General features: G+C 64.4%; 15 protein-coding genes and 1 pseudogene. 7 read left to right on the top strand and 9 right to left on the bottom strand.

Annotated features, from left to right (window positions below):
- Window positions 1–14 precede the first annotated feature (14 nt).
- Together DH10_RS26305 and DH10_RS26300 are read left to right on the top strand one after the other, a co-directional pair.
- Window positions 15–1,028 carry a fumarylacetoacetate hydrolase family protein gene (locus tag DH10_RS26305; protein ID WP_192247723.1) on the top strand — a complete coding sequence of 338 codons (1,014 nt, stop codon included), beginning with the start codon at window positions 15–17 and terminating at the stop codon, window positions 1,026–1,028.
- 28 nt (window positions 1,029–1,056) lie between these two features.
- A pseudogene (locus DH10_RS26300) lies at window positions 1,057–1,598 on the top strand (DinB family protein).
- On the opposite strand, the gene DH10_RS26295 reads toward DH10_RS26300, so the two are convergent.
- From DH10_RS26295 to hppD, 3 genes are all read right to left on the bottom strand, one after another.
- A complete protein-coding gene (locus tag DH10_RS26295) occupies window positions 1,595–1,972 on the bottom strand; it encodes a type II toxin-antitoxin system VapC family toxin (protein ID WP_192385533.1) in 378 nt (125 codons plus the stop codon). The pseudogene DH10_RS26300 and the gene DH10_RS26295 sit on opposite strands and share 4 nt — an antisense overlap.
- Window positions 1,969–2,193: a type II toxin-antitoxin system Phd/YefM family antitoxin gene (locus DH10_RS26290; protein ID WP_023813589.1), complete on the bottom strand. Its 225-nt coding sequence runs from the start codon at window positions 2,191–2,193 to the stop codon at window positions 1,969–1,971. Before DH10_RS26290 ends, DH10_RS26295 begins: the two co-directional genes overlap by 4 nt.
- A gap of 70 nt (window positions 2,194–2,263) precedes the next feature.
- Window positions 2,264–3,379, bottom strand: a complete 1,116-nt coding sequence (gene hppD / locus DH10_RS26285; RefSeq protein WP_192385532.1) for a 4-hydroxyphenylpyruvate dioxygenase — start codon at window positions 3,377–3,379, stop codon at window positions 2,264–2,266.
- A gap of 139 nt (window positions 3,380–3,518) precedes the next feature.
- Here hppD and DH10_RS26280 point away from each other — a divergent pair, with 139 nt between their 5' ends.
- Window positions 3,519–3,986 carry an Lrp/AsnC family transcriptional regulator gene (locus tag DH10_RS26280; protein ID WP_192247714.1) on the top strand — a complete coding sequence of 156 codons (468 nt, stop codon included), beginning with the start codon at window positions 3,519–3,521 and terminating at the stop codon, window positions 3,984–3,986.
- A gap of 245 nt (window positions 3,987–4,231) precedes the next feature.
- Here DH10_RS26280 and DH10_RS26275 read toward each other — a convergent pair whose 3' ends face one another.
- From DH10_RS26275 to aztA, 4 genes are all read right to left on the bottom strand, one after another.
- Complete coding sequence (locus DH10_RS26275; RefSeq protein WP_192247711.1) at window positions 4,232–4,570, bottom strand: protein tyrosine phosphatase family protein; 339 nt, start codon at window positions 4,568–4,570, stop codon at window positions 4,232–4,234.
- A 148-nt stretch (window positions 4,571–4,718) separates the two neighbouring features.
- Window positions 4,719–5,648 (bottom strand): zinc ABC transporter substrate-binding protein AztC, encoded by a 930-nt coding sequence (gene aztC, locus DH10_RS26270; protein WP_192385531.1) that lies wholly within the window; start codon window positions 5,646–5,648, stop codon window positions 4,719–4,721.
- A 23-nt stretch (window positions 5,649–5,671) separates the two neighbouring features.
- A complete protein-coding gene (gene aztB / locus DH10_RS26265; protein WP_192247705.1) occupies window positions 5,672–6,547 on the bottom strand; it encodes a zinc ABC transporter permease AztB in 876 nt (291 codons plus the stop codon).
- Window positions 6,547–7,371 (bottom strand): zinc ABC transporter ATP-binding protein AztA, encoded by an 825-nt coding sequence (gene aztA, locus DH10_RS26260; RefSeq protein WP_192247702.1) that lies wholly within the window; start codon window positions 7,369–7,371, stop codon window positions 6,547–6,549. Before aztA ends, aztB begins: the two co-directional genes overlap by 1 nt.
- 226 nt (window positions 7,372–7,597) lie before the next feature.
- On the opposite strand from aztA, the gene DH10_RS26255 reads away from it, so the two are divergent.
- Window positions 7,598–7,942, top strand: coding sequence for a RidA family protein (locus DH10_RS26255; protein ID WP_192247699.1), 345 nt, complete (start codon window positions 7,598–7,600; stop codon window positions 7,940–7,942).
- Window positions 7,943–7,989: 47 nt separating this feature from the next.
- Here DH10_RS26255 and hutC read toward each other — a convergent pair whose 3' ends face one another.
- Together hutC and DH10_RS26245 are read right to left on the bottom strand one after the other, a co-directional pair.
- The gene (gene hutC, locus DH10_RS26250) at window positions 7,990–8,736 is read right to left on the bottom strand and encodes a histidine utilization transcriptional repressor HutC (RefSeq protein ID WP_192247696.1); all 747 of its coding nucleotides are present in this window, start codon (window positions 8,734–8,736) and stop codon (window positions 7,990–7,992) included.
- Window positions 8,737–8,750: 14 nt separating this feature from the next.
- Entirely contained in the window at window positions 8,751–10,097 is a 1,347-nt protein-coding gene (locus DH10_RS26245; protein WP_192385530.1) for a formimidoylglutamate deiminase, read from the bottom strand.
- A 99-nt stretch (window positions 10,098–10,196) separates the two neighbouring features.
- Between DH10_RS26245 and hutI the strand changes: the two genes are divergently transcribed.
- The 3 genes from hutI to hutG are packed head-to-tail and all read left to right on the top strand — an operon-like array spanning window position 10,197 to window position 13,782.
- A complete protein-coding gene (gene hutI, locus DH10_RS26240) occupies window positions 10,197–11,426 on the top strand; it encodes an imidazolonepropionase (protein WP_192385529.1) in 1,230 nt (409 codons plus the stop codon).
- On the top strand, window positions 11,423–12,964 hold the full coding sequence (gene hutH / locus DH10_RS26235; protein ID WP_192247689.1) for a histidine ammonia-lyase: 1,542 nt from the start codon (window positions 11,423–11,425) through the stop codon (window positions 12,962–12,964). Before hutI ends, hutH begins: the two co-directional genes overlap by 4 nt.
- A complete protein-coding gene (gene hutG, locus DH10_RS26230) occupies window positions 12,964–13,782 on the top strand; it encodes an N-formylglutamate deformylase (protein WP_192385528.1) in 819 nt (272 codons plus the stop codon). The genes hutH and hutG overlap by 1 nt, the downstream gene beginning before the upstream one ends.
- Window positions 13,783–13,787: the final 5 nt, after the last annotated feature.

Below are 13,787 nucleotides of genomic sequence, written 5' to 3'. Positions count from 1 at the left end.
GGAGAGGAAACCGCATGAAGCTTGCCACATTGAAGAACGGGACGCGCGACGGAAAGCTGGTCGTGGTCTCGCGCGATCTGACGCGGTTCACCGATGCCTCCTTCCTGGTGCCGACGCTGCAGGCGGCGCTTGACGACTGGCGGCGGATTTCGCCGCATCTGGCGGCCATGGCGGAATCGCTTGAGACCAATGCCGTTCCCTCGGCGCGCTTCCACGAGCATGACGCCCATTCGCCTTTGCCGCGCGCCTATCAATGGGCGGACGGCTCGGCCTATGTGAACCATGTCGAGCTGGTGCGGAAGGCGCGGGGCGCCGAGATGCCGGCGAGTTTCTGGACCGATCCACTGATCTACCAGGGCGGCTCGGACTCCTTCATCGCGCCGCGCGATCCGATCAGGATGGCGGACGAAACCTTCGGCATCGACATGGAGGCGGAAGTCGCCGTCATCGTCGACGACGTGCCGATGGGCGCCGGTCTGGACGAGGCGAGGGGAGCGATCCGCCTCGTCATGCTGGTCAACGACGTGACGCTGCGCGCCGTCACCGGACCGGAACTCGCAAAAGGGTTCGGCTTCTTCCAGTCGAAACCGTCTTCCGCCTTCTCGCCTGTCGCGGTGACGCCGGACGAGCTGGGCGACGCCTGGGACGGCGGCAAGGTCAACCTCGCGCTGCTCGTCGACCTCAACGGCAAGCCGTTCGGACGGGCAAATGCCGGCGTCGACATGACCTTCGATTTTCCGGCGCTGATCGTGCACGCCGCGAAGACACGGCCGCTCGCCGCCGGCACCATCATCGGCTCCGGCACCGTCTCCAACAAGCTCGACGGCGGCCCGGGCAAGCCGGTGGCGGCAGGCGGCGCCGGCTATTCCTGCATAGCCGAGCTGCGTATGATCGAAACCATCGAAAGCGGCGAGCCGAAGACGCCTTTCCTGCGTTTCGGCGACACGGTGCGCATCGAGATGAAGGACAAGGCCGGCCACTCGATCTTCGGCGCGATCGAGCAGAAGGTCGAGAAATACGCCAAATAAGCGCGGGCTGGGGGAGGAGGCCGAAACGGTGACGCTGCTCGAGCACCTGCGTCGCATGGCGCGCAACAATCTATGGTCGAACGACCCATCTACCGTGCCGTGCTGGCGCTTCAGCCCGGCGAGCTCGAGGCCGGGCGCACCAGCTTCTTTCCCTCGATCAGGGAAACGCTCAACCACATTCTCGCGGTCGACCATCTCTATCTCGATTTCCTGACGGACGGCGGCCGGGGCGCCGTGGCCTACGACGACTTCGTGCCCTTCGACGATGCGGCAAGCCTGGCGGCGGCGCAGGCCGATTTCGACCGCAGGCTCATCGCCTTCTGCGATGGCCTGACGGACGCCGATCTCGACCGTCGTGTCATCACCGATAGGCGCGAGGACGGCATGATGCCCGAGCGGATCGGCGACATTCTCGCCCATGTCTTCCTGCATGACATCCATCACCGCGGCCAGGTGCATGCCATGCTCTCCGGCACCTCGGTTAAGCCACCGCAGCTGGATGAATTCCTGCTCGACTACGACATCAAGCTCAGGAAGGCGGAGGTTGAGAGGCTGAACCTGGGAAGCTAGGCAAGCGTTACATCGTAGCGCGCAAAATGCGGGTCCGATGTCAGGATGGTCAGGTTTTCCATCTGCGCTTGTGCAATCAGCAACCGGTCGAACGGATCGCCATGGTGATGCGGCAGGTCGCCGACCGCATGCGCGTGCTGGAAGGTGACGGTGAGCGGTTGAAATCGCATTCTTGGAAGTAGCGCCGGTAGGTCGTCGGGAGCTTCAAGCTTTCCAATCGAACGCTTGATGGCAATTTCCCAAACACTTGCTGCGCTCGCGAACACCACTGCGTCCGATGCTAGGATGGCGCGGTGATGCTCGCTGAGATGTCGATCGTCCGAAATAGACCAAAGGATCATATGAGTGTCGGCGAGAAACGGGCCGACCGTCATTTCACGTACTCGTCCCATTCGGGGCCGAGTTCGTCAAAGTCGTCCGCAATCCAGATCTTACCCTTCAAGGCGCCGATACGCGGTAGGGGTTCCGCCGCCGCAGGCGGTACGATTCGCGCGGCCACCTTGCCGTGGCGCGTGAGCACAATCTCCTCACCGGCTTCCGCACGGCTTACAAGTTCCGACAATTTGGCCTTGGCCTCGGCGATGGAAACATTCATGGGCTCGATCCTTTATGACCATAATTTAGGTCATAATTGGTCGCGCCGCAAGATATCCGTATCAGGTCGGCTACGCCGCCTTGCCGCCTAGCTTGATCACGCCGCGCTTGATCTGGTCCTGCTCGATCGACTCGAACAGGGCGCGGAAGTTGCCCTCGCCAAAGCCTTCGTCGCCTTTCCTCTGGATGAACTCGAAGAAGATCGGGCCGATGACCGTCTTGGAGAATATCTGCAGCAGGATCTTGGTCGTGCCGCCGTCGACGACGCCTTCGCCGTCGATGAGGATGCCGTGCTTCTTCATCCGCTCGATCGGCTCGTCATGGCCGTTTACCCGGTCGTGCGACATCTCGTAATAGGTGTCGGGCGGGCCGGGCATGAATTTCAGCCCGTTGGCGGCAAGCTTGTCGGTGGCATCGTAGATCGCGTCGGTGCCGACGGCGATGTGCTGGATGCCCTCGCCATTGTACTTCTTCAGGTATTCGGCGATCTGGCTGGTCTCGTCCTTGGACTCGTTCAGCGGAATGCGGATCTTCCCGCAGGGCGAGGTGATGGCGCGGCTGACCAGTCCGGTGATCTTGCCGTCGATGTCGAAGAAATGGATCTGCTTGAAGCCGAACAGGTCGCGATAGAAATCCCACCACTTGTCCATGTTGCCGCGATAGACGTTGTGGGTGAGGTGGTCGAGATAATAGAAGCCGACGCCTTCGGGCTTCGGATTGCGTTCGCCCAGCCATTCGAACTCGGCGTCATAGGCCGAGCCCTTCTCGCCATAGGCCTCGATGAAATAGAGGAGCGAGCCGCCGATGCCGACGATGGCCGGCACGTCGAGCGCCTTGTCGGTGCCCTCATAGGGCGTCGCGCCCTTCGATACCGCATGGTCGAAAGCGTGCTTTGCGTCGACCACCCGCCACGCCATCGAGGCGGCGCAGGGGCCGTGCTTGTCGACGAACTTCATCGCATGCGAGCCGGGCTCGGCATTGACGACATAGTTGATGTCGCCCTGCCGCCAGACTGTGATGTCCTTGCTGCGGTGCTTCGCCACCGCGACATAACCCATGCGGGTGAAAAGCTCGGCGAGCTTCGCCGGCTCAGAATGCGCGAACTCGACGAATTCGAAACCGTCGGTGCCGGCGGGGTTTGCCTTTCTGATTTTTGCAGGTGGGGCGTCGTGCGGGAAGGGGCCCATGGCAATCCTCCGAAAGCTGTTCTGGCCGTACTTGACCATGTTTATCCCATCATAGTCCCAGCCGGCCGCACGGTGCTTGCATTCAAACGCTTGAAATGATCAATTTATGCGCAGAACGTGCGCATTTGGAGGAAAATCCGTGGACGATGAGCGCATCGATCAATTCGACCGCAAGATACTGGCGCTCCTGCAGGGCGACGGGCGGCTCACCAACAACGATCTGTCGGAGCGGGTGAATCTCTCTGCCTCGCAGTGCTCGCGCCGCCGCCAGCGGCTGGAGGAGGACGGCTATATCCGAGGCTACCGCGCCGTGCTCGACCGCGACCGTCTGGGCTTTTCGCTGGTCAACGTCATCTCGGTGACCTTGGCCACCCACAACCGCGACAATGCCCGCCGCTTCGGCGAACTGGTGGCGCGCCTGCCCGAGGTGCAGGAGGCGCACGCGCTGACCGGCGAGATGGATTATATCCTGAAGGTGGTGACGCCCGATCTCAAATCCCTGTCGGAATTCGTCAACGGCGTGCTCCTGCCGCATGAATCGGTACAGCATGTGAAGACCGCGATCGTGCTGGAAACGCTGAAGGAGACGGGTGCGCTGCCGATCTAGTAGCGTCAGGTTTTCTTTCATACGCTGGCGGGACAGCGCCCCCCTCTGTCCTGCCGGACATCTCCCCCACGAGGGGGGAGATCGGACGTCACGCCGGCTTTCGCCAACCTCAGGCGTTGCAAGATCGAGCGAGGCGCGGAAACTGCCAATCTCCCCACCTGTGGGGGAGATGTCCGGCAGGACAGAGGGGGGCGCGAAGGATCACGGCGGGCGTATTTTGGCTCCGTCACAGCTCAAAGAACAATTCAGCCCTTCTGCTGTTGGATCAGCCCGTAAAGATTGGTGCAGCGCGCGCCGGAGCGGCAATAGGCGAAGACCGGGCCTTCTAGTTCGTCCAGCGCCACGGCCTGGTCCTCGACATTGTCCATGGTGATCTGACCGCTGATGACGGGAATGTAGCGGAAGGCAAGGCCGGCGGCTTCCACCGCCGCCTTGATGCTGTCGGCCGAGGGCTGGCCCGGCTGCTCGTTATCCGGCCGGTTGCAGATCACGCTTCTGAAGCCGGCTTCCTTGATGGCGGCGATGTCCTCGGGTTGGATCTGGCCGGAGACCGAATAGTCGTCGCTGATCTGGCGATATTCCATCGTCTTGTCCTCGCAATCTTCTTTGCCGCAGTCATGCCACTCCGGGGCAAGGGCGGCAATCCGTGGCGGCGGATTTTCTCCGCCAAATAGAGAGTGCGGGCCGGAAAATCCAACCGGGCCGCTTGCGGCCCGGTTGGGCCATGTCAGCTCAACTGCCGAGGATGGCGCCTTTGATCTGCGTGATGTTGTTGTGCATCATGTCGATATAGGTCGAGGCCGGGCCGTCCGGCTGTGACAGCGCGTCCGAATAAAGCGTGCCGCCGACCTTGATGCCGGTCTCGCCGGCGATCTGCTCGATCAGCCGCGGATTGGTGATGTTCTCGATGAAGATCGCCGCCGCCTTGTCCTGCTTCACCTGCTCGACCAACTTGGCGACGTCTGCGGCCGAAGGCTCGGAATCGGTCGAAATGCCTTGCGGCGCCAGGAACGTCAGCCCGTATTCGTGCTCAAAATAGCCGAAGGCGTCGTGCGATGTGATGACCACGCGCTTCGCCGCGGGAATAGACTGGATCGCCGCCTTCACTTCGCCTTCCAGCGCATCGAGCTTCGTGGTGTAGGCGGCGGCATTGGCCTTGTAGCTGTCGCAACCTGCGGTGTCCGCCGTGCAAAAAGCATCGGCGATGTTCTTCACATAGATCCTGGCATTGGCGATCGACTGGAAGGCATGCGGGTCGGTGACGGTCTTGCCGGCGCCTTCGGTTGCGTCCGCATCGGCGAATTCCGGCTTGAAATCGATCGGCGTTACCCCCTTGGTCAGCGTCACGATCTCGGCCTTAGTGGCGCTGGCATCGACCAGGCGCTGCAGGAAACCCTCGAAATGCAGGCCGTTGACCAGAACCACATCGGCCTTCGCCATCGACACCGCGTCGGCCGGGCTCGGCTCATAGACATGCGCGTCGCCGTCCGGCCCGACGATGGTGGTGATGTCCACGCGATCGCCGCCGACATTTTTGGCGAAGTCGGCAATGACCGTGAAGCTCGCCACCACCTTGAGCGGCGCCGCGAAGGCCGATGAGGTTGCGAAGGCGCTTAATGCTATAACACTCATCGCCAGGGCGGCACGAAAAGATTTCAGCATTGGGAAGGTCTCCTTGGTTGGGGTCAGGCGGTCCGGTGGCGGTGATGCACGATGCGGGCGCGCAATGCGCCGCGCGAGCCGAACACGATCGAAAAGAAATAGACGACGCCGGCCGAAAGGATGATCGCCGGGCCGGATGGCAGCGACGCATGATAGGACAGAAGCAGTCCGGCGATGCAGGAGGCGAAGCCGATCAGCACCGCCAGCACGCACATGGGTTCCACGCGCACCGTCCAGAAGCGGGCAGCGGCCGCCGGCAGCATCATCAATCCGACCGAGAGCAGAGTGCCTAGCGCCTGGAAGCCGCCGACGAGATTGAGCACGACGAGGCCGAGAAAGATGAAGTGCACCGGGCTGCCCATGCGGCTCACCGAGCGCAGGAACAGCGGGTCGAGGCATTCGGCGACCAGCGCGCGCCAGAAGATCGCAAGGCTGGCGAGCGTCACCACCACGATGCCGCCGATCAGCGTCAGCGCCTCGTTGTTGAGCGCCAGCACGGTGCCGAAGAGTACATGCATCAGATCGACGCTGGAGCCGCGGATCGACACCATCAGCACGCCTACCGCAAGCGAGATGAGATAGAAGGCCGCCATCGAAGCGTCCTCGCGCTGGATGGTGAAGCGCGAGACCGCGCCCGCGCCGAGCGCCACGATGATGCCGGCGATCAGTCCGCCGATAGTCATCGGCAGGATTTCGAGCCCATAGAGCAGGAAGCCGGCGGCAGCGCCGGGCAGAATCGCATGCGCCATCGCGTCGCCCGACAGGCTCATGCGCCGCAGCATCAGGAAGACGCCGACAGGGCAGGCGCCGAGCGACAGCATCAGCGAGCCGAACAGCGCCCGCTGCATGAAGGCGAAATCGGCGAAGGGCGCGATGAACAGGCCGTAGAGGAAGTCCATCACGCAGCCCTCGGTCCGGAGCCATGATCATGCGTGCGCGCGTGATCATGATGGTCGTGATCATGCCCATGGTCATGGCCGTGATCGTGCTCGCTCGGCTCGCACCAAGGCGCATTCTCTTCCCAAGCCTCGTGGAAGCGCCGCGCCTTGAGCAGGTTTTCCGGCCGCAGCGTCTCTTTTGTGTCGCCCCAGGCAACGGGCTGGCGGGCGAGCAACAGCGTTTCCGGGAAATTCTGCCGGACGAGATCGAGGTCGTGGACGACGACCATGATCGTGCGCTCCTCGCCATGCCAGCGTTTTATCAACTGGATGAGGTCGCCGACGGTCTTGGCGTCGACCGCATTGAACGGCTCGTCGAGCAGGATCAGGTCGGCGTCTTGCAGGAGCACGCGGGCAAACAGCGTGCGCTGCAGCTGGCCGCCGGAGAGCGTGTCGATCGGGCGCGTCTCGAAACCGCCGAGGCCGACCGCCATCAGCGCCTTGCCGACCGACTCGCGATCCTCCCTGGTGTAGCGGCCGAGCATGCCGCGCTTCGGCCAGAGACCCAGCGAGACAAGGTCGACGACGCGCGCCGGAAAACTGCGGTCGAGCTCCGACTGCTGCGGCAGATAGGCGGTGCGCACGCCGGGCGCGCGGACAACCGCGCCCTCCATCGGCTTCAGCACGCCGACGATGCCCTTCATCAGCGTCGACTTGCCCGAGCCGTTGGCGCCGACCACGGCGGTCAGCGAGCCCTTTTCGACGATGCCATCGAGGTGATGAATGGCAGGGTGGCTGCCATAGCCGAGCGTCAGGTCGCGGAAGGTCAGGCAGGCATTTGTCATCAGACGTTCCGGGCGGTCCCCTAAATCGAGTGCACCGTCGATATGTGATGTTATTACATTAGTCAACACGGCAGACCGGCGGAATTGTGTCTCGGCCGGTCAACTCGGCGTGTCCGTGACGAGGCCCGGGTCGGAAATTGGCTCAATTGGTTTCGCGTCCGGTGGCCTTGCCCGGAGCCGGCACGGACTCTAAAGAAGCACGACTCCCATAATGAAGGAACCTCCCATGAGCATTCGTCGCATCGATGTCGGCCCGCGCATGAGCCAGATCGTCATCCATGGCAACACCGTCTATCTGGCCGGCCAGGTTGGCGAACCCGGCGGCAACGTCGCCTCGCAGACTCGCGACATCCTGAACACGATCGACGAATTGCTGGCCAAGGCCGGCACCGACAAGACCAAGATCGTCCAGGCGATCATCTGGCTGGCCGACATGGGCACCTTCGCCGAGATGAATTCCGAGTGGGACAAGTGGGTGCCGAAGGGCCACACGCCGGCCCGCGCCACCGGCGAAGCCAAGCTCGCCGGCCCGGAGTATCTGGTCGAGATTATCGTTACGGCTGCGCTGTAAGGGCGCGGCGCCGGAACTGCCAATCTCCCCCCAAGGGGGGAGATCACTCATCCCTGCGACGGGGTGAACCTCGCCACCAGCGTGTGGCTTTCCGCCGGATAGATGAAGCGCACATGGGTGACCGGGTGCTCGGCGCTCCAGGTACGGCGCTCGACCAACAGGCAGGGCGCGCCGGGGTCGATGTCGAGCGCGTCGGCGATAGTGTCATCAGCCGCCATGGCGCGGATGCGGTGCTCGGCCTCGCTCCACGGCACGCGGCCGATCAGCCAGGGGCCTGGCGCGATTTCAAGAAACGCTTCCTCGCTGGCCCCGGCCACGGCTGAAAGATTGATCAGGCGCTGCTCGAGCGCGAACGGCCGCTCGCCGGCGAAATGCAGGCCTTCCAGCGCAAGCACCGGACCCGGGGCGGAAAGCCCGAGCAGCGACCGGTCCTCGGCGCTGCTGCGCCGCTTCAGGCGTTCCAGCCGCTCATAGCGATAGGGCAGGCCGAGCGCCTCGACCTCGATCCTGATGTCGTGCAGTTCCAGCACCGCCGCCTGCGACTGCGGCTGGCGCACGAAACTGCCTGACCGGCGGCGGCGCTCGATCAGTCCGGCTTTGGCGAGCTGCGACAGTGCCTTGTTCACCGTCATGCGCGAACAATTATATTGCGCCGTCAGTTCGTGCTCGAAGGGGATGCGATGACCGGGCGCCCAGGCACCTGAGAGGATCTTCTCCCGAATGTCCGACAGGATGCGTTGATGCAGCGAGATGCTCTCGCCACCTTCCACGTCATCTGTTTCAACCAGGCTCATCGGGCTTTTCCTGCTCAGCCTTGCGAAAGCGCGGTCATCACGTCGCGGAACCGCTTGGCAACCGCCTCGCGCTTCGCATGCCTGCCGCCACTGACATGCTTTTTGCCATGCACCCAGACGCAATCGACCTTGCTGCCATTGGCGAAGATCCAGGCGTCGAGGATCGCATCGCCGGACTTGCCGGCAAGCGAAGGATGATTGCCGTCGAGCGAGACGAGGTCGGCGGGACAGCCGGCGGCAATCCGCAACGGACCGGCGCCGAGCGCGACGCCGCCGCCATCAAGCGCGGCGTCGAAAAGCGCGCGCCCCGTGGAGCCGCCGGCGCGCGCCAGCACGTTGCGGGCACGGTGGGTAATGCGCTGAGAGTATTCGAGCTGCCTGAGCTCATCCGGCAGGCCAATCAGCACGTTGGAATCGGAGCCGACGCCGAAGCGGCCGCCATGCTCGATGAACAGCGGCGCGGCAAAGGTGCCGTCGCCAAGATTGGCTTCGCAGAGGCCGGCGATCGCGCCGCTATTGGCCATGGCGATCGTCTCGGGCTCGGTCATGTGCGTGGCGTGGATCAGGCACCAGCGCTCATCCACATGGGCATGGCCGAGCAGGAACTCGACCGGCCGCGCGCCCGACCAGGCGACGCAATCCTCGACCTCCTTCACCTGCTCGGCGACATGGATGTGGATCGGGCCGTCCGGCGCCATCGCCGCGACCGCGTTGAGCTCGTCCGGCGTCGCCGCGCGCAGGCTGTGCGGCGCGACGCCGACGACAGGCTGTTCCAGCTTCGATACGCTCTCGCGGCTTTTCTCAAGCAAACGCCCGAACCGCTCGACATCATTGATGAATCGCCGCTGGCCTTCGTCCGGCGCCGCGCCGCCGAAGGCGGAGTGTGCGTAAAAGACCGGCAGCAGCGTCAGCCCGATGCCGGTCTCGGCAGCCGCCGCCGCGATGCGCTCCGCCATCTCGGCGATGTTGGCGTAAGGCTTCCCGTCGCGGTCGTGATGCAGATAGTGGAACTCGCCGACGCGCGAGAAGCCGGCCTCCAGCATCTCGACATAGAGCTGTGCGGCGACCGCCTCGACCTGGTCCGGCGTCATCGACAGCGCGAAACGGTACATCACCTCGCGCCAGCTCCAGAAACTGTCGGCCGAAGGACCGCGCAACTCGGCCAGCCCCGCCATGCCGCGCTGGAAGGCGTGGCTGTGGAGGTTGGGCATGCCCGACAGGAGAATGGCATGGCGCTCGTCTCCGGTCTGCGCGGAGGCGCCGGTCTCGACCGTTGCGATGCGGCCGCCGTCCACAGCGATCCTCACATTGCCTCGCCAGCCCTCGGGCAGCAGCGCCTGTACCGCAAAGATCGCCGTCACGTCCAAACTCCCGAATCTGAATGCCCGAGCGACATTACCACTTGCGTCGCGCTCCAATATGTATATACATAATCGCCATCCTTTCAAATGGAAAAGATGATGGGTGGAGAGAATAGACAGGGCGGCCTTCGTCTCTGGCGCAACGCGCGCCTGGCGACCATGGCCGAAGGCTTGGCGGGCCTCGGTATCGTCGAAAAGGGCGCGGTCGCCGCGCGCGACGGGCTCATTGTCTATGCCGGAGCGGAAGCGGATATGCCGGCCTCATTCGGGCAAGGCGCCGAGACGGTCGATTGCGAGGGCCGCTGGATCACGCCCGGCCTGATCGACTGCCACACGCATCTTGTGTACGCCGGCAACCGCGCCAATGAATTCGAGATGCGGCTGGCGGGCGCGACGTATGAAGAAGTGGCGCGGGCAGGGGGCGGCATCGTCTCCTCCGTGAAGTCGCTGCGCGACGCGAGCGAAGATGAGCTCGTTGCCCAGACACTGCCGCGCCTCGACGCGCTGATGGCCGAAGGTGTCACCACCGTCGAGATCAAGTCAGGCTACGGCCTCGACCTCGACAACGAGAAGAAGTCGCTGCGCGCCGCGCGCCGCCTCGATGGCGAACGCAAGGTGACGATCCGCACGAGCTGTCTCGCCGCCCACGCGTTGCCGCCGGAAGCCAAGGGCGACAAGGACGCTTTCATCGATCTCGTCTCCGGCACCATCCTGCCGGCGGTTGCCGCCGAAGGCCTCGCCGATGCAGTCGACGGTTTTTGCGAGGGCATCGCCTTCTCACCGGAACAGATCGCGCGCGTCTTCGACAAGGCGAAAGCGCTCGGCCTGCCTGTAAAACTCCACGCCGACCAGCTGTCGAACCTGCATGGCGCCGCGCTTGCAGCCCGCTATGATGCGCTTTCCGCCGACCATCTCGAATACACCGACGAAGCAGGTGCGGCCGCCATGGCCAAGGCCGGCACGGTCGCGACGATCCTGCCCGGCGCCTACTATTTCATCCGCGAGACCAAGAAGCCGCCGGTCGACTTGTTCCGCCGGCATGGCGTGAAGATGGCGGTCGCCACCGACAGCAACCCCGGCACCTCGCCGCTCACCTCGCTGCTGCTCACCATGAACATGGCCGCGACGCTCTTCGGCCTGACTGTCGACGAGTGCCTCGCCGGCGTCACCCGTGAGGCGGCGCGTGCGCTGGGGCTTCTCGACAAGACCGGCACGCTCGAAGCCGGCAAATCGGCCGACCTCGCCATCTGGGACATCGAGCGCCCAGCCGAACTCGTCTACCGCATGGGCTTCAACCCGCTCCATGCCCGTATCTGGAGAGGACAATGACCGAACTGACCTTGAAGCCCGGCAGCGCGTCGCTTGCCGATTGGCGCGCCATCTACCGCGGCGCCGTGCCGAAGCTCGACGATGCCTGCCGGCCGAAGATCAAGGCCAGCGCCGAAGCGGTCGCCCGCATCCTCGCAAAGGGCGAGCCGGTCTATGGCATCAACACCGGCTTCGGGAAGCTCGCCAGCGTCCGCATTCCCGGAGCCGACCTCGAAACGCTCCAGCGCAACATCGTGCTTTCGCATGCCGCCGGTGTCGGCGATCCGATGCCCGTCGCGGTGGTGCGCCTGATGATGGCGCTGAAGCTGGCGAGCCTCGCCCAGGGCGCTTCCGGCGTGCGCGCCGAGACCATCGACTTGCTTCAGGGGATGCTCGCCAATGACGTCATCCCGGTGGTGCCGACCCAAGGCTCTGTCGGCGCCTCCGGCGACCTCGCGCCGCTCGCGCATATGACGGCCGTCATGATTGGCGTCGGCGAATGCTTTACCCCGCATGGCCGCTTCCCGGCCAAGGTCGCTTTCGTCTCGCACGGGCTGGAGCCGGTGACGCTCGGCGCCAAGGAGGGGCTGGCGCTGCTCAACGGCACGCAGTTCTCGACGGCTTTCGCGCTCGCCGGCCTGTTCGAGGCCGAAACGCTCTATCAGTCGGCACTGGTTGCCGGCGCGCTGTCGACCGATGCCGCCCGTGGCTCCGACGCGCCCTTCGACCCGCGCATCCACCTGTTGAGGAAACATCGCGGCCAGATCGAGACGGCGGATGCGCTGCGCAATCTGATGGCCGGCAGCGTCATCCGGGAGTCGCACCGCGTCGGCGACGAGCGCGTCCAGGACCCGTATTGCCTGCGCTGCCAGCCGCAGGTGATGGGCGCCGCGCTCGACGTGTTGCGCAAGGCTGCCGATACGCTTCAGACCGAGGCCAACGGCGTCACCGACAATCCGCTGATCTTCGCCGAGGACGATACCGCGCTTTCGGGCGGCAATTTCCACGCCGAGCCAGTGGCCTTCGCCGCCGACATGATCGCGCTTGCCGTCTGCGAGATCGGCTCGCTGTCGGAGCGTCGCATCGCCATGCTGGTCGATCCGGCGCTCTCCGGAATGCCGGCCTTTTTGACGCCGAAGCCGGGCCTGAATTCCGGCTTCATGATCCCGCAGGTGACGGCGGCCGCGCTCGTTTCGGAAAACAAGCAGAAGGCCTATCCGGCGAGCGTCGATTCCATCCCGACCTCGGCCAACCAGGAAGACCATGTCTCGATGGCCGCGCACGGTGCGCGCCGGCTGCTCGGGATGATCGAAAATGCCACGGCCGTCATCGGCATCGAGTTGTTGGCGGCCGCGCAGGGCTGCGATTTCCACGCGCCGCTCGCTTCGAGCGATGCTCTGGAAGCCGTGCGCAAGCTGGTCCGGGCAGAGGTGCCGCATCTCGACAACGACCGGCATTTCCATCCCGACATGGAAAAGGCGATCGCCATGGTGCGCAGTGGCGCCGCGGTGAACGCGGCGAGTGCCGTGGCGCTCCCTTCGATTGCAGGGGCAGTTTGATGGCCACGCCTTCCTGGCTCACCATCATACGCGGTAGGGCGCCTCTGCTGGTCTCGATCCCGCACACCGGCATCGATCTCGCCGGCCTCGACGGCCGGTTGGTCTCGACCTGGCTTGGCCGCCGCGACTGCGACTGGTGGATCGACAAGCTCTACGACTTCGCCGCTGACCTTGGCGCCACGGTCGTCCATACCGCCATCTCGCGCACCGTCGTTGACGTCAACCGCGATCCGTGCGGCGTCTCGCTCTATCCCGGACAGGCGACGACCAGCCTGTGTCCCACGGATACGTTCGACGGCGACCCGCTCTACCGGATGGGCGAGGAGCCGACGCCGTCCGAGATCGACCAGCGCCGCGAGGCTTATTTCGTACCGTATCATGCCGCCTTGCGGGCCGAGATCGACCGGCTGCGCAGCATGCACGAAAAGATCGTGCTCTACGACTGCCATTCGATCCGCTCGGTATTGCCGCGCCTGTTCGAAGGCACGCTGCCAGTGTTCAATCTCGGCACCAATGATGGCAAAAGCACCGACCCGTCGTTGCAGGAAAAGGTGACCGCGATCCTCGCCGCAACCGGCGAAAGCTGGGTGGCCAACGGCCGCTTCAAGGGCGGCTGGATCACCAGAAGCTTCGGCCAGCCGCAGAACGGCGTCCATGCGTTGCAGATGGAGCTCTCCAACCGAGGCTACATGCGTGAGCCCGATGAAAAGGGCGCGCCGGACAACTGGCCGGTTCCCTACGACGCGACCTATGCGGCGCCGATCCGTGCCACGCTGAAAACCATTCTCGAAACCGCGATCGCCTGGGCCGCGCGCTGACGCGC

It is taken from the genome of Mesorhizobium silamurunense, assembly GCF_014843825.1.
Lineage (GTDB): Bacteria > Pseudomonadota > Alphaproteobacteria > Rhizobiales > Rhizobiaceae > Mesorhizobium > Mesorhizobium silamurunense.
The sequence above is the reverse complement of the archived record's forward strand: the minus strand, read 5'-3'. Positions and strand labels throughout refer to the sequence as shown.

Bases quoted from the DNA above. Each gene is read 5' to 3' on its own strand.
- DH10_RS26305 (WP_192247723.1), top strand. From the start codon at position 15: ATGAAGCTTGCCACATTGAAGAACGGGACGCGCGACGGAAAGCTGGTC.
- DH10_RS26295 (WP_192385533.1), bottom strand. From the start codon at position 1,972: ATGACGGTCGGCCCGTTTCTCGCCGACACTCATATGATCCTTTGGTCT.
- DH10_RS26290 (WP_023813589.1), bottom strand. From the start codon at position 2,193: ATGAATGTTTCCATCGCCGAGGCCAAGGCCAAATTGTCGGAACTTGTA.
- hppD (WP_192385532.1), bottom strand. From the start codon at position 3,379: ATGGGCCCCTTCCCGCACGACGCCCCACCTGCAAAAATCAGAAAGGCA.
- DH10_RS26275 (WP_192247711.1), bottom strand. From the start codon at position 4,570: ATGGAATATCGCCAGATCAGCGACGACTATTCGGTCTCCGGCCAGATC.
- aztC (WP_192385531.1), bottom strand. From the start codon at position 5,648: ATGCTGAAATCTTTTCGTGCCGCCCTGGCGATGAGTGTTATAGCATTA.
- aztB (WP_192247705.1), bottom strand. From the start codon at position 6,547: ATGGACTTCCTCTACGGCCTGTTCATCGCGCCCTTCGCCGATTTCGCC.
- aztA (WP_192247702.1), bottom strand. From the start codon at position 7,371: ATGACAAATGCCTGCCTGACCTTCCGCGACCTGACGCTCGGCTATGGC.
- DH10_RS26255 (WP_192247699.1), top strand. From the start codon at position 7,598: ATGAGCATTCGTCGCATCGATGTCGGCCCGCGCATGAGCCAGATCGTC.
- hutC (WP_192247696.1), bottom strand. From the start codon at position 8,736: ATGAGCCTGGTTGAAACAGATGACGTGGAAGGTGGCGAGAGCATCTCG.
- hutI (WP_192385529.1), top strand. From the start codon at position 10,197: ATGGGTGGAGAGAATAGACAGGGCGGCCTTCGTCTCTGGCGCAACGCG.
- hutH (WP_192247689.1), top strand. From the start codon at position 11,423: ATGACCGAACTGACCTTGAAGCCCGGCAGCGCGTCGCTTGCCGATTGG.
- hutG (WP_192385528.1), top strand. From the start codon at position 12,964: ATGGCCACGCCTTCCTGGCTCACCATCATACGCGGTAGGGCGCCTCTG.